Annotated in this window: 18 protein-coding genes; 8 read left to right on the forward strand and 10 right to left on the reverse strand. The window is 71.4% G+C overall.

All coding sequences use genetic code 11. The features are described from left to right. Positions 1-102 precede the first annotated feature (102 nt). Genes V8690_RS31110 through V8690_RS31120 form a run of 3 tightly spaced genes read left to right on the forward strand, consistent with a single transcriptional unit; the run spans position 103 to position 3815 of the window. Positions 103-1140 carry a thiamine ABC transporter substrate-binding protein gene (locus V8690_RS31110; RefSeq protein ID WP_338785517.1) on the forward strand — a complete coding sequence of 346 codons (1038 nt, stop codon included), beginning with the start codon at positions 103-105 and terminating at the stop codon, positions 1138-1140. Beyond that, positions 1116-2795 carry an iron ABC transporter permease gene (locus tag V8690_RS31115; protein ID WP_338783413.1) on the forward strand — a complete coding sequence of 560 codons (1680 nt, stop codon included), beginning with the start codon at positions 1116-1118 and terminating at the stop codon, positions 2793-2795. The genes V8690_RS31110 and V8690_RS31115 overlap by 25 nt, the downstream gene beginning before the upstream one ends. Continuing rightward, on the forward strand, positions 2796-3815 hold the full coding sequence (locus tag V8690_RS31120) for an ABC transporter ATP-binding protein (RefSeq protein ID WP_338783414.1): 1020 nt from the start codon (positions 2796-2798) through the stop codon (positions 3813-3815). A gap of 148 nt (positions 3816-3963) precedes the next feature. On the opposite strand, the gene V8690_RS31125 is transcribed toward V8690_RS31120, so the two are convergent. From V8690_RS31125 to V8690_RS31155, 7 genes are all read right to left on the reverse strand, one after another. After that, positions 3964-4623 (reverse strand): LAETG motif-containing sortase-dependent surface protein, encoded by a 660-nt coding sequence (locus tag V8690_RS31125; protein ID WP_338783415.1) that lies wholly within the window; start codon positions 4621-4623, stop codon positions 3964-3966. 204 nt (positions 4624-4827) lie between these two features. Further along, complete coding sequence (locus tag V8690_RS31130) at positions 4828-5949, reverse strand: LOG family protein (protein ID WP_338783416.1); 1122 nt, start codon at positions 5947-5949, stop codon at positions 4828-4830. Between the two features lie 25 nt (positions 5950-5974). Continuing rightward, complete coding sequence (locus V8690_RS31135; RefSeq protein WP_338783417.1) at positions 5975-6382, reverse strand: VOC family protein; 408 nt, start codon at positions 6380-6382, stop codon at positions 5975-5977. A 117-nt stretch (positions 6383-6499) separates the two neighbouring features. Continuing rightward, the gene (locus V8690_RS31140; RefSeq protein WP_338783418.1) at positions 6500-8035 is read right to left on the reverse strand and encodes a hypothetical protein; all 1536 of its coding nucleotides are present in this window, start codon (positions 8033-8035) and stop codon (positions 6500-6502) included. Continuing rightward, positions 8017-8766 (reverse strand): ATP-binding cassette domain-containing protein, encoded by a 750-nt coding sequence (locus V8690_RS31145; protein WP_338783419.1) that lies wholly within the window; start codon positions 8764-8766, stop codon positions 8017-8019. The genes V8690_RS31140 and V8690_RS31145 overlap by 19 nt, the downstream gene beginning before the upstream one ends. Positions 8767-9007: 241 nt before the next feature. Then, entirely contained in the window at positions 9008-10369 is a 1362-nt protein-coding gene (locus V8690_RS31150) for an aspartate aminotransferase family protein (RefSeq protein WP_338783420.1), read from the reverse strand. A gap of 19 nt (positions 10370-10388) precedes the next feature. Further along, complete coding sequence (locus V8690_RS31155) at positions 10389-10928, reverse strand: Lrp/AsnC family transcriptional regulator (RefSeq protein ID WP_338783421.1); 540 nt, start codon at positions 10926-10928, stop codon at positions 10389-10391. Between the two features lie 164 nt (positions 10929-11092). Here V8690_RS31155 and V8690_RS31160 point away from each other — a divergent pair, with 164 nt between their 5' ends. Continuing rightward, a complete protein-coding gene (locus V8690_RS31160) occupies positions 11093-12532 on the forward strand; it encodes a gamma-aminobutyraldehyde dehydrogenase (RefSeq protein WP_338783422.1) in 1440 nt (479 codons plus the stop codon). 219 nt (positions 12533-12751) lie between these two features. After that, positions 12752-14389, forward strand: coding sequence for a sigma-70 family RNA polymerase sigma factor (locus tag V8690_RS31165; RefSeq protein ID WP_338783423.1), 1638 nt, complete (start codon positions 12752-12754; stop codon positions 14387-14389). Here V8690_RS31165 and V8690_RS31170 read toward each other — a convergent pair. Both V8690_RS31170 and V8690_RS31175 read right to left on the reverse strand, forming a co-directional pair. Further along, entirely contained in the window at positions 14334-15080 is a 747-nt protein-coding gene (locus tag V8690_RS31170; protein ID WP_338783424.1) for a glycerophosphodiester phosphodiesterase, read from the reverse strand. The genes V8690_RS31165 and V8690_RS31170 overlap by 56 nt on opposite strands. Beyond that, positions 15077-16138 (reverse strand): adenosine deaminase, encoded by a 1062-nt coding sequence (locus V8690_RS31175; protein ID WP_338783425.1) that lies wholly within the window; start codon positions 16136-16138, stop codon positions 15077-15079. The genes V8690_RS31170 and V8690_RS31175 overlap by 4 nt, the downstream gene beginning before the upstream one ends. A gap of 235 nt (positions 16139-16373) precedes the next feature. Here V8690_RS31175 and V8690_RS31180 point away from each other — a divergent pair, with 235 nt between their 5' ends. Both V8690_RS31180 and V8690_RS31185 read left to right on the forward strand, forming a co-directional pair. Beyond that, complete coding sequence (locus V8690_RS31180) at positions 16374-16991, forward strand: DUF4190 domain-containing protein (protein WP_338783426.1); 618 nt, start codon at positions 16374-16376, stop codon at positions 16989-16991. 69 nt (positions 16992-17060) lie between these two features. Beyond that, the gene (locus V8690_RS31185) at positions 17061-17522 is read left to right on the forward strand and encodes a DUF4190 domain-containing protein (RefSeq protein WP_338783427.1); all 462 of its coding nucleotides are present in this window, start codon (positions 17061-17063) and stop codon (positions 17520-17522) included. Positions 17523-17570: 48 nt separating this feature from the next. Here the strand turns inward: V8690_RS31185 and V8690_RS31190 are convergent, their stop codons facing one another. Continuing rightward, a complete protein-coding gene (locus V8690_RS31190; RefSeq protein ID WP_338783428.1) occupies positions 17571-18140 on the reverse strand; it encodes an NADAR family protein in 570 nt (189 codons plus the stop codon). A 200-nt stretch (positions 18141-18340) separates the two neighbouring features. Between V8690_RS31190 and V8690_RS31195 the strand changes: the two genes are divergently transcribed. Then, on the forward strand, positions 18341-19876 hold the full coding sequence (locus V8690_RS31195) for a gamma-aminobutyraldehyde dehydrogenase (RefSeq protein ID WP_338783429.1): 1536 nt from the start codon (positions 18341-18343) through the stop codon (positions 19874-19876). Positions 19877-19889: the final 13 nt, after the last annotated feature.

The raw sequence follows: 19889 nt of genomic DNA on the forward strand, positions 1-19889 counted from the left end.
CCAGAGATCCCGGGCAGGGCCGCGTCTTCTCCTGGTCACTCCAGGAGGAATCCAGTGAGCAACCACAACAGGCGGCTGACGGCGGTGGTCGTCGGACTCGGCATGGCCGGCACACTCGCCGCCTGCGGGTCGTCCGACGGCGGCCAGGGATCCGGCGACTCCAAGACCGTGACCCTCGTCAGCCACGACTCGTGGGCCGCTTCGAAGGACGTCATCGCGGCGTTCGAGAAGCAGTCCGGCTACAAGGTGAACGTCCTCAAGGACGGCGACGCCGGGCAGGCCGTGAACAAGGCCATCCTGACCAAGGACAACCCGCAGGGCGACGTCTTCTTCGGCGTCGACAACACGCTGCTGTCCCGCGCCCTCGACAACGGCCTGTTCCAGCCGTACGAGGCGAAGAGCTCCGACCGGATCGCGCCCGAGTACCGGGCCGACCAGGACAAGCACCGGGTCACGCCCGTCGACACCGGCGACATCTGCGTCAACTACGACAAGAAGTACTTCGCCGACCACAAGCTCGCCCCGCCGCGGAGCTTCGACGACCTGGTCAAGCCCCAGTACAAGAACCTCCTGGTCACCGAGAACGCCTCCACATCCTCGCCCGGCCTCGGCTTCCTGCTCGGCACCGCCGCGAAGTACGGCGACGACGGCTGGCAGGACTACTGGAAGAAGCTCAAGGCCAACGGCGTGAAGGTCGTCGACGGCTGGGAGCAGGCCTACAACGAGGAGTTCTCCGGCTCGGCCGGCGGCAAGAAGGCCAAGGGGGACCGGCCGCTGGTCGTGTCGTACGCCTCCTCGCCGCCCGTCGAGGTCGTCTACGCCGACCCGAAGCCCACCGAGGCACCGACCGGGGTCGCGCAGGACACCTGCTTCCGGCAGGTCGAGTACGCCGGGCTGCTGAGCAACGCGAAGAACACCAAGGGCGGCAAGGCGTTCCTCGACTTCCTGATCAGCGAGCGGTTCCAGGAGGACATGCCGCTCAACATGTACGTGTACCCGGTACGCGAGGGCGCCCAGGTGCCGCCGGAGTTCGTGAAGTACGGGCCGCGGGCCAAGGACCCGGCGACCATGGACCCGGCGAAGATCGCCGAAAACCGTGACCAGTGGGTCAAGTCGTGGACCTCGCTCGTACTGAAGTAACCGGAGCAGCCGTCCGCAAGGACCGTCGTGGGAGCGCGGCGCGGCTCGGGCTCATCGCCGTGCCCGTCGCGTTCTTCGCGGTCTTCTTCGCCTACCCCGTCGCCGCGATCGTCGCGCGCGGTCTGGAGGTCGACGGGGTCTGGCGGTTCGGGCGGATCGGAGAAGTGCTGGCGCAGTCCGACGTCCGGCACGTCCTGTGGTTCACCGCCTGGCAGGCGGTCGTCTCGACGGTGCTCACCCTGCTGATCGCCTTGCCCGGCGCGTACGTCTTCGCGCGCTTGGACTTCCGCGGCAAGCAGGTCCTGCGGGCGGTCGTGACCGTGCCGTTCGTGCTGCCCACGGTCGTCGTCGGTACGGCCTTCCTGGCACTGGTCGGGCGCGGCGGGCTGCTGGACGAGCTGTGGGGTGTGCGGCTGGACACCACCGTGTGGGCGATCCTGCTCGCGCACGTCTTCTTCAACTACGCGGTCGTCGTACGGACCGTCGGCGGGCTCTGGGCGCAGCTCGACCCGCGCCAGGAGGAGGCCGCGCGGATGCTCGGGGCCTCGCCGCTGCGGGCCTGGCGGCAGGTCACGCTGCCGGCGCTCGCGCCCGCCGTGGCCGCCGCCGCGCTCATGGTCTTCCTGTTCACCTTCACGTCCTTCGGCGTCGTCCAGATCCTCGGCGGGCCCACCTTCTCGACCCTGGAGGTGGAGATCTACCGGCAGACGTCGGAGATCTTCGACCTGTCCACGGCGGCCGTGCTGACGATGATCCAGTTCGTCGCTGTGGGCGCGGTCCTCGCCCTGCACGCCTGGACCGTACGGCGGCGGGAGACCGCGCTGCGGCTGGTGGACCCGTCCGTGACCGCGCGCCGGCCGCGCGGCACCGGGCAGTGGGCGCTGCTGGGCGGGGTGCTCGTTACCGTGGTCATGCTGCTCCTGCTGCCGCTCGCCGTGCTGGTGCAGCGATCCCTGGACGCGCCCGGCTTCGGCTACTACAGGGCCCTGACCAGGAACGACGGCGGAGTGTTCCTGGTGGCGCCGGTCGAGGCGATCGGCAATTCCCTGTCGTACGCCGTCGCCGCCACCCTCATCGCCGTGGTGATCGGGGGGCTCGCCTCCGTCGCGCTCACCCGCCGGGACGCCGGGCGGTTCGTGCGCGGCTTCGACGCGCTGCTGATGCTGCCGCTCGGGGTGTCCGCGGTGACCGTCGGCTTCGGGTTCCTGATCGCCCTCGACGAACCGCCGCTGGATCTGAGGGCCTCGTGGATCCTGGTGCCGCTCGCGCAGGCGCTGGTCGGTGTGCCGTTCGTCGTGCGGACGATGCTGCCGGTGCTGCGGGCGGTGGACGTGCGGTTGCGGGAGGCGGCCTCGGTGCTGGGGGCCTCGCCCTGGCGGGTGTGGCGCGAGGTGGATCTGCCGTTGGTACGGCGGGCGCTGCTGATCGCGGCCGGGTTCGCCTTCGCGGTGTCGCTCGGGGAGTTCGGGGCGACGGTGTTCATCGCGCGGCCCGACAACCCGACGCTGCCGGTGGCCGTCGCGCGGCTGCTGGGGCGGCCCGGGGAAATCAACTACGGCCAGGCGATGGCCCTTTCGACGATTCTGATGGTGGTGTGCGCTGTGGCCCTGCTGGTGCTGGAGAGGCTGCGGACGGACCGGACCGGGGAGTTCTAGATGCTGCTGAGCCTGGAGGGCGCGACGGTCCGTTTCGGCGGGCGGGCGGTGCTCGACGCCGTCGATCTGGAGGTCGCCGAGCACGAGATCGTGTGCGTGCTCGGGCCCAGCGGAAGCGGCAAGTCGACGCTGCTGCGGGCGGTGGCGGGGCTTCAGCCGCTCGACTCCGGGCGGGTGTCGCTCGACGGGCGCGACCAGGCGGGCGTGCCCGCGCACCGGCGTGGGGTCGGGCTGATGTTCCAGGACCACCAGCTGTTCCCGCAACGGGACGTGAGCGGCAACGTCGCCTTCGGACTGCGTATGCACGGGGCGTCGAAGCGGCAACGGGCCGACCGTGTACAGGAGTTGCTGGACCTGGTCGGACTGCCGGGCGCATCCCGCCGGGCCGTCGCGGCGCTGTCCGGCGGGGAACAGCAGCGGGTGGCGCTGGCCCGGGCCCTGGCGCCGAGCCCCCGGCTGCTGATGCTGGACGAGCCGCTGGGCCAGCTCGACCGGTCGCTCAGGGAGCGGCTGGTCGTCGAGCTGAGGGAACTGTTCGGCCGGTTGGGCATCACCGTGCTCGCCGTGACGCACGACCAGGGGGAGGCCTTCGCGCTGGCCGACCGGGTGGTGGTGATGCGGGACGGCCGGATCGCCCAGGCCGGTACGCCTCTTGAGGTGTGGCAGCGGCCGGCCGACGCGTTCGTGGCCCGCTTCCTCGGCTTCGGGAACGTGGTCGAGGCGACGGTCGGGGCGGAGGCCGCGGACACGCCGTGGGGCAAGGTGCCGGTGCCGGAGGACACCCCGCAGGGCACGCGGACCCTGCTCGTGCGGCCCGCCGGCGTGCGCCTGGTGCCCGCCGGCACGGGCCTGCGCTGCACGGTGACCGCGCGTACCTTCAAGGGCACCCACGTCGCCGTCCACCTCCAGCCGGAGGACGCCCCGCGCCTGGAGGCGGCGTGTGCGCTGCGGGCGGCGCCGGAGGTCGGGGACGAGGCCGGCGTGGAGTTCGACGCGGCCGAGATCGTGGTGCTCGGCTGATCGGCCCGCGTCTGGCGCCGCTCGGCCATGCGAAGGCCACCGTCGCCCTGCGCGGGCCGCTCAGCGGGCGATGTTCGGGCAGGGCCGGGACGGGCGATGGCCCGCCCTCACGAAGGGGGACGGGCCACCGGGCGCTGATGCGCGGGCGTCAGCTGTCGCTGCTGTTCGCCCCACGACGGCGCATGCCGAAGAACACCGCACCGCCACCGACGACGACCAGGGCCGCCGCGATGCCGGCGATGATGCCGGTGTTGGAGTCGGCACCGGTCTCGGCGAGGTTGGAGTCACCGGCCGCGGGCGCGGGCGCGTTGCCCGCCGGCGTGGTGCTCTCGCTCTCCGACGGCGACGGAGCCGGGGTGTCGGTCTCCTCGGCCGGCTTCGAGGGGGAGGCCGACGGGGTCGGCGTGGCCGGCGGAGTCGCCGGCGGCTTCTCCTCCTCCTTCTTGCAGGCCGTGGCCGGGGTGACGAGGTTCGGCTTGATGTCCTCGTCGACGTACGGAGTGGCCTTGACGTGGATGCGGTACTCCGCGTTCGGCTTCCAGTTCTCGGCGAAGGTGATGGTGGTGCCTTCGCGCGAGCCCTTGACCACCTGCTCGCCGACCTTCTTCGCGTCGGCGCCGTTGTTCTCCAGGTACACGGTGACGGTCGCCGGGATGCCGGCGGGGTCCACGTCGGTGACGGTGATGACGCCCTTGTCGCCATCGCACTTCGCCTCGGCCGAGAACTCGTTGATGTTGCAGGCGAGCGCGTTGCCGGCGGCACCGAGCGCGAGCGCGGCCGAGGCGGAGACGACACCGAGGATCCGCACGGAACGTGCGACGGTACGGCGCGAAGCCGTACGGCGGGATACGGACAGAACTGCCACGTTTGTCCTTTACGGGATGCGCAAATGCGGGGGGTGGAGGCAGTGTTGACTGAACATCAGCACTACCGACAGGCTCACAGGTTTATAAGCGCCACATAAGTAGTGTCAACGCATATGCAGGCTGCAAGCACTTGCTTTGCCAGCTTATTAACCGCCGAGACGTTTCAACGCCTCCGGGGCCTCCTCGACCCGCTCCACCAGCGCGATCCGCGCCTCCATCGAACGGCCCCTGGCCAGCGACCGGAGCAGCGGCCACGTCGGCAGCTTCTCCGTCCAGTGCGCGCGGTTCACGAGCACCATCGGCGTCGGCTCGCCCCGCGACTCGTAGTAGTTCGGCGTCGCGTTGTCGAAGATCTCCTGTACGGTGCCGGCGGCCCCCGGCAGGAACACCACGCCCGCGTCGGACCGGGCCAGCAGGCCGTCCTCGCGGGTGGCGTTGGCGAAGTACTTGGCGATGTGCGACGCGAAGGCGTTCGGCGGCTCGTGGCCGTAGAACCAGGTCGGGATGCCGACGGAACGCCCGCCTTGCGGCCAGCGCGTGCGTATCTCGAAGGCGGCCGTCGCCCAGTGGGTGATCGACGGCGTGAAGTGCGGTGCCTTGGCGAGCAGTTCGAGCGACTCGGTGAGCATCTCGTCATCGAACGGGGCGGCGTACGCACCGAGGTTCGCGGCCTCCATCGCGCCCGGGCCGCCGCCCGTGGCGACCGTGAGACCGGCGCGGGCCAGCTCCCGGCCGAGCCGCGCCGCCCCCGCGTACTCCTCGGTGCCACGGGCCATCGCGTGGCCGCCCATGACGCCCACGACCCGGGCGCCGGTCAGGAGTTCGTCGAGTGCGTCGGAGACGGAGTCGTCGTGGACCGCGCGCAGCATGGAGGCGTAGATGTCCCGGTCCGCCTTCGTGCGCTGGAACCAGGCGTACGCCTGGGCGTCGGGCGTGGCCTCGTAGCCGTCCGCCAGCGACTCGAAGAGCTCCTCCGGCGAGTAGACATGGCCGCGGTACGGGTCGAAGGGCAGGTCCGGCACCGGCGGGAAGACCAGCGCGCCGTCCGTGCGGATCTTCGCGGCGGCCTCCTCGCGCATCGCGCAGCCGAGGAAGACGGCGCCCGCCGTGTCCGTGCTGAGCAGTTCGCGCGTACGGTCCGTCAGGTCGACGGCCTGGATACGGTGACCGGCGAGCGTGCCGCGCGCCGAGACGGTCGCGTCGAACTCCTCGAGCGTCTCGATCTCACGGTCGTCATGGTGGGCCGCATGGGCGGGCATCGTCTGCACGCGCCCATGCTGGCACAGCCATGTCTCAGCCCTCGACGGCCGCCGGGTCCATCCACACGACCTCGAAGGTGTGGCCGTCCAGGTCGTCAAAGGAACGGCCGTACATGAAGCCGTAGTCCTGGGTCTCGCCGGAGACCGAGCCGCCGGCCGCGACGGCCCTCTCGACCAGTTCGTCAACCTTCTCGCGGCTTTCCGCGCTCAGCGCGATGAGCACCTCGCTGGTCTTCCTCGGGTCCGCGATCTCCTTCTTGGTGAACTGGGCGTACTTCTCCTTGGTGAGCACCATGACGACGATGGCGTCGCTGATCACGACCGACGCGGCCGTGTCGTCGCTGAACTTCTCGTTGATCGAGTAGCCGAGCTCCGTGAAGAACTTCTTCGAGGCGTCGAGGTCGCTGACACACAGGTTCACGAAGATCATCTGCTCGTACATGCGGGGTCTCTCCCATCGGGTCCGTGTCGTTACGTGGGGATAGACCGGGAGCCTGCGCGGAACTCATCGCCGTACGGAGATTTTTTCGTACGAGTTTTCAGCGGGCCTCAGTGGGCCTCAGCGGGCCAGCGGCAGTGCCGCCAGCTCGGCGACCGTCAGGGTGAGCGGGCCGAACAGGGCGAGCAGTGCGCCCGCGCGGAGGGCGGCGGCGCTGCGCAGCATGGTCGCCGGGGCGCCGAGACGCAGCAGCGCGGCGGTGGTGTCGGCGCGGGCCTGCCGGGCCTCGACGGCGGCCATGAGGAGCGTCGCCACGGTGCAGCCGGTCACCAGCAGCACGCCGAGCGTGGTCAGCGGACCGAGCGACAGTCCGTCCGGAGCGTGCAGCAGCGCCATGGCGTACGCGGCCGCCAGCACCGCGCAGACCACGCCCAGGGGGCGGCCGATCCGGGTGGCCTCCGCCATGAGGATCCGGCCGGCCAGGAGCCGGAGGGCGCCGGGGCGGGCCGACTGGAGCAGCCGTCCGCACAGATGGGTCAGGCCCGGACCGGCCAGGGCCAGGCCGAGGGCGGCCAGCGCCCAGCCCGCCAGGACGCCGGGGGAGGCGCCGGAGAAGGTGAGGTCGGGGGGCGTGGGGGAGGTACGGCTCGTGTAGGTCTCCACGGCGAGACCGGCGGCCAGGACGGTGATGCCCCAGGGGAGACCGGAAGGGGCGGCCGTGGAGGCGTTGTCGGGCAGGAGGGTGTCCGACAGGGCTGCTTCGGGAGCCGCGGTGTCCGGTGTCGCGGCGTGCCGGGCCGACTGCCGCGCGGCGTCCCCGGCCGCGTGCACGGCGCTCACGGCGTCCGGTGCCGCCGTCTGAGGACCGGACGGCTCGGCGGGGTCCTCGACGGTGCTCCCGGCGCTCCGCGTGGTCGAGCCCGTGGCCGCGGCCGGGACGGACGCGCCCGTCCGCGCCGGCGGCGGCCCGCCGTTCTGCCCCGCCGCCTCGGTGGGTTCGGCGGGCGCGGTGGCGCGGACGTCCGTGGGCCGGACGATCTGCCGGCCGAAACGGCTGTACGTCCCGGAGGTCTCGCGTGTGGCCGTGCGCCGGTACGCGCCGAAACGGCCGTATCTCCCGGCCGCCCGGGACGGCGCCGGCCCCGCCTCCCTCGGCCGCAGCGACAGTGCCACCGCCACCGACGCGGCTGCGGGCACGATCGCGAGCAGCGTCAGGGCTCCCGGGAGCGGCAGCGGCCGGCCCGCCGCGAGGGACTCGGCGGCCGCGCCGTCGAAGGGCATGCCCGTCAGGTCGCCGCGCAGATGCAGGAAGCACAGCAGGGCCAGCGTCGAGCCCAGCGTGCAGGACAGGGCCGTCGTCACCGCCGAGACGGCCATCAGGCGCAGCGGGCCGAGGCCGATCGCGGAGAGGCCGGGGCGGGGCTTCGTGCCGGGGTCGGTACGGGCCACGGCGACCGCGAAGTACACGGTGGCGGCCAGCGGAGCCAGGCACCAGGCCAGGCGCATCAGGGCGGCGCCGGTGGAGCCGGGGTGGCCCAGCGCGTAGCCCAGGGTGCAGAGCAACAGCAAACCCGTCCCCGCCGAGGCCGCCGCGACCAGGAGGCGGCGCAGCTGGACGGAGGGGTGGGAGCCCCGGGTCAGACGGAGAGCGAGCACGCGGCCCGGCCTTCCGTCTCGGTGGGCTCGGCGACCGGCGGCAGGTGCACCGTCTGCACGCGCCGCCCGTCGAGCAGGGACACCGTGCGGTCGGCGAGTGCCGCGGTCTCGGCGTCGTGGGTGGCCAGGACGACCGTGATGCCGTGGGAGCGGGCCGCCGTGGTGAGGGTGCGCAGCACATGGGCGCGGTCGGCGCGGTGCAGGGGCGCCGTGGGCTCGTCGGCGAACAGCACCGACGGGGCGGGGGCGAGGGCGCGGGCGATGCACACCCGCTGCCGCTCGGCCTGCACCAGCTGGTGCGGGCGTTTGCGGGCGCCCTCGCCGATGTCCAGGCGCTCCAGCCATTCCATGGCCGCGGTCTTGGCGCGGCGCCGGCTGGTGCCGCGCAGCATCAGCGGCAGGGCGGCGTTCTCCCAGGCGTCGAGTTCCGGGACCAGCGAGGGGGCCGGGTCGATCCAGCCGAACCGGTCCCGGCGCAGCCGCTCGCGGGTGAGGGGGCCCATGGTGTGCACGGGCATGCTGTTGAACCAGACCTCGCCGCGCCGGACGGGCACCAGGCCGGACAGGCACCGCAGAAGGGTCGTCTTGCCGCTGCCGCGCGGGCCGCTGACGGCGAGGATCTCGCCCTCCCGGACGCCGAGCGAGACACCGCCGAGCGCGGGGGAGCCGTCGTCGTGCTGGAAGTGCAGGGCCCGTGCCCAGAGCACGTCGTTGTCCGGCGAAGCCTCCATGGGCGTACACCTCGGTTCAGATCCGTAGTTCCCTTGCCAATCCCCCGTGCGGGGGAACGAAGGCAGGGTCGATCGGTCACTGGCACGCTAGGCAGAAGGTGGCGGGACGCCGGACACCACGCGGCCCCGGACCGCCGTTTCTCACTCGAACGGGCGGCACCGGGGCCGGTGTTGATCATCCATGCAGACGATCAGAGCGACGACATCAGGAGCGATATCAGGAACGCCATCGCGAGCGACATCAGAGCTTCGTCCACGCCTCCGACAGGGTGGCGCGCAGGATCTGCTCGATCTCGTCGAACGTCGACTGGTCGGAGATCAGCGGCGGGGCGAGCTGGACGACCGGGTCGCCGCGGTCGTCGGCGCGGCAGTACAGGCCGTTCTCGTACAGCTTCTTGGAGAGGAAGCCGTACAGGACCCGCTCGGTCTCGTCCGCGTCGAAGGACTGCTTGGTCGCCTTGTCCTTGACCAGCTCGATGCCGTAGAAGAAGCCGTTGCCGCGGACGTCGCCGACGATCGCCAGGTCGTGGAGCTTCTCCAGGGTGGAGCGGAACGCGCCCTCGTTGTCCAGGACGTGCTGGTTGAGGTTCTCGCGCTCGAACAGGTCGAGGTTGGCCAGTCCCACGGCCGCGGAGACCGGGTGGCCGCCGAAGGTGTAGCCGTGCAGGAAGGTGTTGTCGCCCTTGTAGAACGGCTCGGCCAGGCGGTCGGAGATGATGCAGGCGCCGATCGGGGAGTAGCCCGAGGTCATGCCCTTGGCGCAGGTGATCATGTCCGGGACGTAGTCGAACTTGTCGCAGGCGAAGTACGTGCCCAGGCGGCCGAAGGCGCAGATGACCTCGTCGGAGACGAGCAGCACGTCGTACTGGTCGCAGATCTCGCGCACCCGCCGGAAGTAGCCGGGCGGGGGCGGGAAGCAGCCGCCCGCGTTCTGCACCGGCTCCAGGAAGACCGCGGCGACCGTGTCCGGGCCCTCGAAGAGGATCTGCTGCTCGATCTGGTCGGCGGCCCAGCGGCCGAAGGCCTCGGGGTCGTCGCCGTGGATCGGCGCCCGGTAGATGTTGGTGTTCGGGACCTTGTGGGCGCCCGGGACGAGGGGCTCGAAGGGCGCCTTCAGGGCCGGCAGGCCGGTGATGGACAGGGCGCCCTGCGGGGTGCCGTGGTAGGCGACCGCGCGGGAGATGACCTTGTGCTTGGTGGGCTTGCCGACCAGCTTGAAGTACTGCTTGGCGAGCTTCCATGCGGTCTCGACGGCCTCGCCGCCGCCGGTGGTGAAGAAAACCTTGTTCAGGTCGCCCGGGGCGTGGTGCGCGAGGCGCTCGGCCAGCTCGACGGCCTTGGGGTGGGCGTAGGACCACACCGGGAAGAACGCCAGCTCCTGCGCCTGCTTGAAGGCGGTCTCGGCGAGCTCGACCCGGCCGTGTCCGGCCTGCACCACGAACAGGCCGGCGAGACCGTCGAGGTAGCGCTTGCCCTGGTCGTCGTAGATGTACGTGCCCTCGCCCCGGACGATCGTGGGGACGGGGGCCTTCTCGTACGACGACATGCGCGTGAAGTGCATCCACAGGTGGTCGTACGCGGTCTGGGAGAGGTCCTTGCTCACGGCTATCGGGTCCTCACGGTTATCGGGTTCCCCACATGTAGGTCTGCTTCTTGAGCTTGAGGTAGACGAAGCTCTCGGTGGAGCGCACTCCGGGGACGGCCCGGATGCGTTTGTTGATGACGTCCAGGAGGTGGTCGTCGTCCTCGCAGACGATCTCCACCATCAGGTCGAAGGAACCTGCGGTCATCACCACGTACTCGCACTCGGACATGGCCGTCAGCGCGTCGGCCACCGACTCCACGTCGCCCTCGACGTTCACGCCGACCATCGCCTGTCTGCGGAAGCCCACGGTGAGCGGGTCCGTGACGGCGACGATCTGCATCACGCCCTGGTCGAGCAGCTTCTGGACGCGCTGGCGCACGGCCGCCTCGGACAGGCCCACGGCCTTGCCGATGGCGGCGTACGGCCGGCGGCCGTCCTCCTGGAGCTGCTCGATGATGGCGAGGGAGACGGCGTCCAGCTGCGGCGAGCTGCCGTTCCTGGACTCGCGGGAGGACTCGCGGTGCTCCCGCGAGCCCTTCTGATCTGCGCTTCGACTGGCCACGGACTCACTGTGCACGAGGTCTCGACACTTCCGCAAGCCTCGATCGATGAAATCCGTTGTTTCGGTAGCCAAGTCTTGCGGATTCCGCACGATCGAGGGGAGCGGGGGTGTTGAAAACGTGGGTCGGCCGACTAGGGTGGGTGTCTCAAGTACTGGACATCCGAACTGGAGGGCCGGCAGTGAGCACCGAGCTGCGTCGTCTGCGCAACTACATCGGCGGTGAGTTCCGGGACGCCGCCGACGGACGGACCACCGAGGTGGTCAATCCCGCGACGGGCGAGGCGTACGCGACCGCTCCGCTGTCCGGGCAGGCGGAGGTGGACGCCGCGATGGCGGCGGCCGCCGAGGCCTTCCCCGGCTGGCGCGACACCACGCCCGCCGAGCGCCAGAAGGCCCTGCTGAAGATCGCGGACGCCTTCGAGGAGCGCGCCGAGGACCTGATCGCGGCCGAGGTGGAGAACACGGGCAAGCCCATCGGGCTGACCCGCTCCGAGGAGATCCCGCCGATGGTCGACCAGATCCGCTTCTTCGCGGGTGCGGCGCGGATGCTCGAGGGGCGCTCCGCCGGTGAGTACATGGAGGGCCTGACCTCCATCGTCCGCCGCGAGCCGGTCGGCGTCTGCGCGCAGGTCGCGCCGTGGAACTACCCGATGATGATGGCCGTGTGGAAGTTCGCCCCGGCGATCGCGGCGGGCAACACGGTCGTGCTGAAGCCGTCCGACACCACCCCCGCCTCCACGGTGCTGATCGCGGAGATCCTCGGCGGGATCCTGCCGAAGGGCGTCTTCAACGTCATCTGCGGCGACCGCGAGACGGGCCGCATGATGGTCGAGCACGAGATCCCGGCGATGGCCTCCATCACCGGTTCCGTACGGGCCGGCATGCAGGTCGCCGAGTCCGCGGCCAAGGACGTCAAGCGTGTCCACCTGGAGCTGGGCGGCAAGGCGCCGGTCGTGGTCTTCGAGGACACCGACATCCCCAAGGCCGTCGAGGACATCTCGGTCGCGGGCTACTTCAACGCCGGCCAGGACTGCACGGCCGCCACGCGCGTCCTCGTCCACGAGTCCATCCACGACGAGTTCGTCTCCGCGCTGTCCAAGGCCGCCGCCGAGACCAGGACCGGGCAGCCGGACGACGAGGACGTGCTGTTCGGCCCGCTCAACAACCCCAACCAGCTCAAGCAGGTCGAGGGTTTCATCGACCGGCTGCCCGCGCACGCGCGCGTGGAGACCGGCGGCAAGCGGGTCGGCGACAAGGGCTACTTCTACGCGCCGACCGTCGTCTCGGGCCTGAAACAGGACGACGAGATCATCCAGAAGGAGGTCTTCGGCCCGGTCATCACCGTCCAGTCCTTCCGCGACGAGGACCAGGCGGTGGAGTGGGCCAACGGCGTCGAATACGCGCTCGCCTCCTCCGTGTGGACCAAGGACCACGGCCGCGCCATGCGGATGTCCAAGAAGCTCGACTTCGGCTGCGTCTGGATCAACACGCACATCCCTCTGGTCGCCGAGATGCCGCACGGCGGCTTCAAGAAGTCCGGCTACGGCAAGGACCTGTCGGCGTACGGCTTCGACGACTACACGCGGATCAAGCACGTGATGACGTCGCTGGACGCGTAGTCACCCGAGCAGGCCGCCCGCGGCCCCGGACGGTTTATTCCGTCCGGGGCCGCTGGTGCGTCCATGGTTCCTCGTGCGTCCGGTGGTCCGCGCGGAAAAGTGTTATCCGCGAGTCCTTCACACCGTCTCCGTCTGTGACCCCCGGCCCAGCCGAGATCCCGGTCCTACCTGAGAGGGTGCGTGCGGAACATCAGTGATCCCAGGCGTCGAGAGGCCACCGTGGACAGTCAGCACTGGCGCGCCACCATCACGGCGGCGCAGTCCGGCGACCGGCGGGCGCTGGACGAGCTGGTCGCGGGCTGGCTGCCGCTGGTCTACAACATCGTGGGCCGGGCCCTGAACGGGCACGCCGACGTCGACGACGTCGTCCAGGAGACCATGCTGCGCGCGGTCGACAACCTCGGCTCGCTGCGCGACCCGGACAGCTTCCGGTCCTGGCTGGTGGCGATCGCCATGCGGCAGATCCGCGACCGGGCCCGGCGCCGCACCGCGGACCGGCTGGAGGAGGCGGCGGCGGCCGACTTCGCCGAACTGACCGTGCTGCGGCTCCAGTTGGAGGGGCAGCGGCGTGAGGTCGCCGAGGCCGTGCGGTGGCTCGACGACGAGGACCGGCAGCTGCTGTCGCTGTGGTGGCTGGAGGTCGCGGGCGAACTGACCCGGCGCGAACTGGCCGCGGCCGTCGGCATCACCCGGCAGCACGCCGCCGTGCGCGTGCAGCGGATGAAGGAGCGCCTGGAGACCTCGCGCGGCATCGTCCGCGCCCTGGATGGCGCCTGCCCCGACCTGCGCGAGCTGACCGGCCGCTGGAACGGCCGGCCCGACTCGGTGTGGCGCAAGCGGCTGGCCCGGCACATCCGGGGCTGCCGCTACTGCGGCGACACCCGCGAGTCCGTCGTACCGGCGGAACGCCTCCTGGTCGGCATCGCGCTCGTCCCGCTGCCCGTCGGCTTCACGCTGTCACTCGCCTTCGGCGGCAAGACGGCCGTGGCCGCCGGCTCCGCCGGGTGGTCCGCCAAGCTGCTGGGCGCGTTCACCAAGCCGGCCGTCGCGATGACCGCCGGCGCGACGATCGTCGCGGGCGGCGCCTACGTCGTCACCCAGCCGCCGGACGCCCCGCCTCCCCGGGCCGCGGTCACCCCCACGGCGACGGCCGCCTCCGAACCGCCGCCCTCCGCCACGCCCAGCCCAACCCCCACGCCCTCCCCGCCGGCGACGAAGAAGGCCGACCTGTACGGCACGGTCGTCGACGCCGTCGACCGCGCCCCCGACCCGGACGCCCGGCCCGCCGCCCTGCCCCGCCGCCCCGAGTCCGGCATCACCAGCACCGGCGGCCCGAAGGCCGTCATGCAACACCGGGGCGACAGCGTGACGCTGAGCGGTCAGGGCTACGTCCTGGTCCGCTGGCAGATCTCGCCGCACGCCCGGCCCGGCGCGGTGGTCATGCCGACCTGGACCGGCCTGAAGGGCAAGCTGTTCCACGTGGCCTCCGGCGGCTGGCGCCGCATGGACGACCCGCTGCCCGGCGCCCCGAACGGCTACGTCACCGGCATGGGCGGCCCGGACATCGGATACGCGGTGCTGCCGCCCGGCACCCAGCAGATGTGGCAGAACGAGTACTTCTACGTCGACGGCACCGTCACCCTCACCCAGAACGAACGCGGCTGCGACTACGGCATCGCGGTCTCCCCGTCGAGTTGGCAGGCCGTGGACAAAGACGTCAACGAGGGCCCCGCCCAGGGCGCGATCCGCTACGGCCTCGTCCGCGACACCGGCACGGACAGCGCGCCGGTGCCGCAGTACGTCACGCGCTCGACCCCGGCCGATCCGGCGAGGGTGCCGCAGCGCTCGCGCGTGTAGCGCACAGCACGTCGATGCGGTTGGTCGTGATGGAGTCCACGCCCGCGTCCAGCAGCCGTCGCATGGAGCGGCGCGTGTCGGGTGTCCACACGGACAGCAGGTAGCCGTCGCGGTGGACGCGGTCGGCGAGGGGGCGGTCCACCAGCGAGAAGCGGTAGTTGAGCCAGCGCGGGCGGATCGCCTCCAGCAGGACGGGCCGGGGCGGGGCCAGCGTCGTCCAGGTGAGCGCGATCTCGGCGGCCGGGTCCGCCGCGCGCACGGCGAGCATGGCGTCGGCGCCCGCGCAGTAGTAGACGCGGTCAGCCGCCCCGGTCTCCCGTACGGCGTCCATTACCCTCCGCACCGCCCGCACGTCCGGGCAGCCGGGCAGGTCGATCATCACCCGGCGGCCGTCGGTCGCGGCCAGCGCCTCCGTCAGGGCCGGAACCCCGCCGCCGGTCAGCCCGCGCACCTCCTCCCAGGACAGCGCGAGCACCGGCCGCTCGTGCTCCCAGAGCCGCTTCAGCGTCCCGTCGTGCAACAGCACCGGCACCCCGTCGCGGGTCAGCCGGACGTCGATCTCCACCGCGTCCGCGCCCCGGCCGAGCGCGGAACGCAGCGAGGCGACGGTGTTCTCGCGGTGGCGGTAGGGGTCGCCCCGGTGGGCCACCGCGGTCACGAGCCGCCCGGGGCGCTCGGGGGAGGGCGTCACCGGTCGAGCCACCCCGCGGTGTACATGTCGATCTCCTCCCTGATCCTGGCCTTGCCCTCCGCGTCCATGTAGGACGCCTCGACGGCGTTCTTCGCCAGGTCGGCCAGGCCCCGCTCGTCGAGGTCGAGCAGCCGGGCGGCGACCGCGTACTCGTTGTCGAGGTCGGTGCCGAACATCGGCGGGTCGTCGGAGTTGATCGTGACGATGACCCCGGCCTCGGCGAACTCCTTGACCGGGTGCTCGTCGAGGGTGCGGACCGCGCGCGTGGCGATGTTGGACGTCGGGCACACCTCCAGCGGGATCCGGTGCTCGGCGAGGTGCGCGAGGAGCTTCGGGTCCTGCGCGGAGCTGGTGCCGTGGCCGATGCGCTCGGCCCGCAGATGCGTCAGGGCGTCCCATACCGTCTCCGGGCCGGTGGTCTCGCCGGCGTGCGGTACGGAGTGCAGCCCGGCGGCGATCGCCCGGTCGAAGTACGGCTTGAACTGCGGCCGCGGCACGCCGACCTCGGGACCGCCCAGGCCGAAGGAGACCAGGCCCTCCGGGCGCAGCCGGTCGTCGGTGGCGAGCCGGGTCGTCTCCTCGGCGGCTTCGAGTCCCGCCTCGCCGGGGATGTCGAAGCACCAGCGCAGCACGGTCCCGAAATCGGCCTCGGCGGCCTTGCGGGCGTCCTCGATCGCGTCCATGAAGGCGCGCTCGTCGATGCCGCGGCGGGTGGAGGAGAAGGGGGTGATGGTCAGCTCGGCGTACCGCACCTGCTGCCGGGCCAGGTCGCGGGCCACCTCGTAGGTCAGCAGCCGGACGTCCTCCGGGGTGCGGACCAGGTCGACGACCGACAGGTACACCTCGATGAAGTGGGCGAAGTCGGTGAAGGAGAAGTAGTCGACCAGGGCGGCGGGATCGGTCGGGACCTTCGAGTCGGGGTGGCGGGCGGCCAGTTCGGACACGATCCGGGGGGAGGCGGAGCCCACGTGGTGCACATGCAGTTCGGCCTTGGGCAGTCCGGCGACGAAGGCCTTCAGGTCGCGTGGGGCACGCGGGTCGACGAGATGCTCGGTCAAGGGTTCCTCCCCGGACGGCGCCTTCGCCGGCGTGTGGCGGGCGGGGCGCGGGTGATCGGCTGATCGATGACTCGGGTCTCATCGTAGGCACGGGAGCAGCGGCCCCGAGGGCGCGGGGCCGCATCGATGCGCGGCTGTGCCGCGGGGGCGCGATCAACCCCGATGTACCCGCCCTGTAGTACGCACCGAACGGCCCCGTAGCATGGCGGCACGATCGACCCAGGGGGGATGCACCATGACGGACCCGACGCAGCCCGGCGGAGGTGGCGGCCACGACCCGTGGGCGCCCCCGGAGAACAAGACCTCGCTCGACAAGAACCAGACGCCACAGCCGCCGTCCGTACACGACCAGGCCACGGTCACCTCGATGCCGAGCGCGGGTTTCACCCCGCCCACCGGCACGCCACCGTTCGACACCTCCGGCGCCGGCGCTGTCCCGCCACCGCCCACCGCCCCCACCGGCGGCTATGGCTACCCCGGCTACCCCCAGGCGGGCTACGGCTGGCCCGGTATGCCGCCTGCCCCGCAGAACGGCATGGGCATCGCCGCGATGGTGCTGGGCATCGTCTCCTGCGCGCTCTTCTGTCTGTACGGTGTGGTCTCCCTGGTCACAGGCATCCTCGCCGTCGTCTTCGGCATCAAGGGCCGCAAGCGCGCGGAGGCCGGAGTGGCCACCAACCACGGTCAGGCTCAGGCGGGTCTGATCATGGGCATCATCGGGATCATCCTCGGAATCGCGGTGATCGTCCTGATAGCCGTGGGCATCACGGCCGCGATCAACAGCGACGAGCCGTACGACGACCCGTACTACGGTGCCCACGCCCCGGTCGCCACCGCCCCGTCCCACCACTGAAACAGCCGTACGGCGCGGCGGAGTTGGCCACTACGATTCCCTGGTCTGACAACGGAGGGGAGATCGTCCATGTCCAACACCAACCCCACGCCCGGTGAGTTCGGTCCGCCGTCCCAGCCCCCGCAGCAGCCGGCCCCCGGCTACGGCTACCCCCAGGGCGGCCCCGGCTACGGCTACCCCCAGGGCGGCCCCGGCTACCCGGCCGCGCCGCCCGCGGGCTACCCCCAGGCGCCCGGCTACGCGATGCCCGCGCAGCCGAGCAACGGCATGGGAACCACGGGTCTGGTGCTGGGCATCATCGGCGTGGTGTGCAGCGTGACCTTCCTGCTGTGGTTCTTCGGCGTGATCCTGGGCATCCTGGCGATCATCTTCGGTGCCATCGGCCGGGGCAGGGCCACCCGAGGTGAGGCCACCAACAAGGGTGCGGCGACCGCCGGACTGGTCTGCGGCATCATCGCCACCGTGATCCTGCCGCTGCTGGGCTTCCTGCTCTTCGCCAGCGTCATGGGCGGGCTCGGCGCGGCTGCCTGAAGCCGCTGCTTCACGGTGAGGGGCCGGCCCCATGTGCCGGCCCCTCACTCATGCCCCGCGCAGCCGCTCCCGCGCCTCCATCAGCGCGAATCCCAGCAGGTTCGGTCCCCGCCACCGCTCCGGATCCGCCGCCGCCTCGTCGTCCGCGGCCAGCCCGATGCCCCACACCCGGTCCACGGGACTCGCCTCGACCAGCACCCGGTCACCGGTGTTCAGCAGGAACGCCCGCAGCTCCGGATGCGCGCCGAACTTGTGGACGCTGCCCTCCACGACGATCCGGAACCGCTCCCGCTGCCATATCGCCTCGTCGAAACCGCGCACCAGCCGTCCGGCCTTCTTCGCCTCGGCGGGATGCCCGGCGGCAAGCACGGCACGCTCCGCGGCCGTGTCCTCGAACAGCCGCGCCTTGCCCGCCATCATCCAGTGCTCGGCGGTCGCGTACTCCACGCCGTCCACCGTGAACGGCGCCGGCCACCACTGGCTCAGACAGCTCGTGCCGATCCGGCCGTCCGGCCGCGGCCGGTGTCCCCAGAAGTGCAGATACTTGATCCTGCTCCCCGCGCGGACCGCCCTGATCAGGGCGGTCCGGGAAGTGACCGCCACCGTGATCCTCTCCATGCGCGCGAGTCTGGCACGCACCCCTGACACAGCGTCCTGCCATTTCCCGTCGGAATCGACACCTGGTCGACAGATTCCGTCGCGTAACCAAAAATCAACAACGGAATCCCTTGTTGGAGTGACATCCCTCTGTCAGGATCGGCACTCAAATCGAGCCTGAGCCACGCCGGCCCCACCGCGGGGACACGGAGGAGAGCGACATGCACAACCCGGGCAACGCCACCCCGGACCGATTCCCGGCCGAGGAGCGCTTCGAGGAGGGCGCGCAGTACATCGCCGGCCGCCTGACCAGGGGCACCTCCGGCCGCACGCACGCGGTCGTCGACCCGGCGTCGGGCGAGGAGGTCCTGCGCTACGAGCTGGCGGGCACGGCCGACGTCGACCGGGCCGTCGCCGCCGCCCGCGAGGCGTTCCCGGGCTGGGCGGGAGCCACGCCCGGCGAGCGGTCCGACGCCCTGCACCGGTTCGCCGCGGTCCTGGCCGACCGTGCCGAGGACTTCGCCCGTGCCGAGTCGCTCCAGTGCGGCAAGCCGCTGAAGCTGAGCCGGGAGTTCGACGTCCCGGGGACGATCGACAACACCGCCTTCTTCGCCGGCGCGGCACGGCTTCTCCAGGGCCAGTCCGCCGGTGAGTACTCCGGCGACCACACGTCGTACCTCCGGCGTGAGCCCATCGGGGTCGTCGGCTCCATCGCGCCCTGGAACTATCCCCTCCAGATGGCCGCCTGGAAGGTCCTGCCGGCGATCGCGGCGGGCAACACCATCGTCCTCAAGCCCGCCGAGCTCACCCCGCTGACCTCGCTGCTCTTCGCCCAGGCGGTCACGGACGCCGGGATCCCGGACGGTGTGGTCAACATCGTCACCGGCACCGGCAAGGAGGCCGGAGAGTACCTCGTCGGCCACCCCGACGTGGCCATGACCTCCTTCACCGGCTCCACCGCCGTCGGCAGGCGCGTCGCGGAGATCGCCACCGCCACCGTCAAGCGCCTCCACCTGGAGCTCGGCGGCAAGGCGCCCTTCGTGGTCTTCGACGACGCCGACCTGGAGGCCGCCGCCCACGGCGCGGTCGCGGGCGCGCTCATCAACACCGGACAGGACTGCACGGCCGCCACGCGCGCATACGTACAGCGGCCGCTGTACGACGCCTTCGTGGAACGGACGGCGGCGCTCATGGAGACCGTCCGGCTCGGCGACCCCTTCGCGGCCGGCACCGACCTCGGCCCGCTCGTCTCACACGCCCAGCGCGACCGGGTCGCCGGTTTCGTCGACCGGGCACGGGCCTACGCGCGCGTGGTGACCGGCGGCGAGGCACCCGAGGGCGAGCTCGCCAAAGGCGCCTACTACCGGCCGACCCTCATCGCCGACGCCGCCCAGGACAGCGAGGTCGTCCAGTCCGAGATCTTCGGACCGGTCCTGGTCGTGCTGCCGTTCGACACCGACGACGAGGGCATCGCGCTCGCCAACGACACCCCGTACGGGCTCGCCGCCTCCGCCTGGAGCCGGGACGTGTACCGGGCGAACCGGGCCACACGCGAGATCAAGGCGGGCTGTGTGTGGGTCAACGACCACATCCCGATCATCAGCGAGATGCCGCACGGCGGATACAAGTCCTCCGGCTACGGCAAGGACATGTCCGCGTACTCGTTCGAGGAGTACACCCAGATCAAGCACGTCATGTTCGACAACACGGCGGTGGCCGCCAAAGACTGGCACCGCACCGTCTTCGGGGACCGATAGTCGTCTGCAGGCC

Source organism: Streptomyces sp. DG1A-41, assembly GCF_037055355.1.
Classification (GTDB): Bacteria; Actinomycetota; Actinomycetes; order Streptomycetales; family Streptomycetaceae; genus Streptomyces.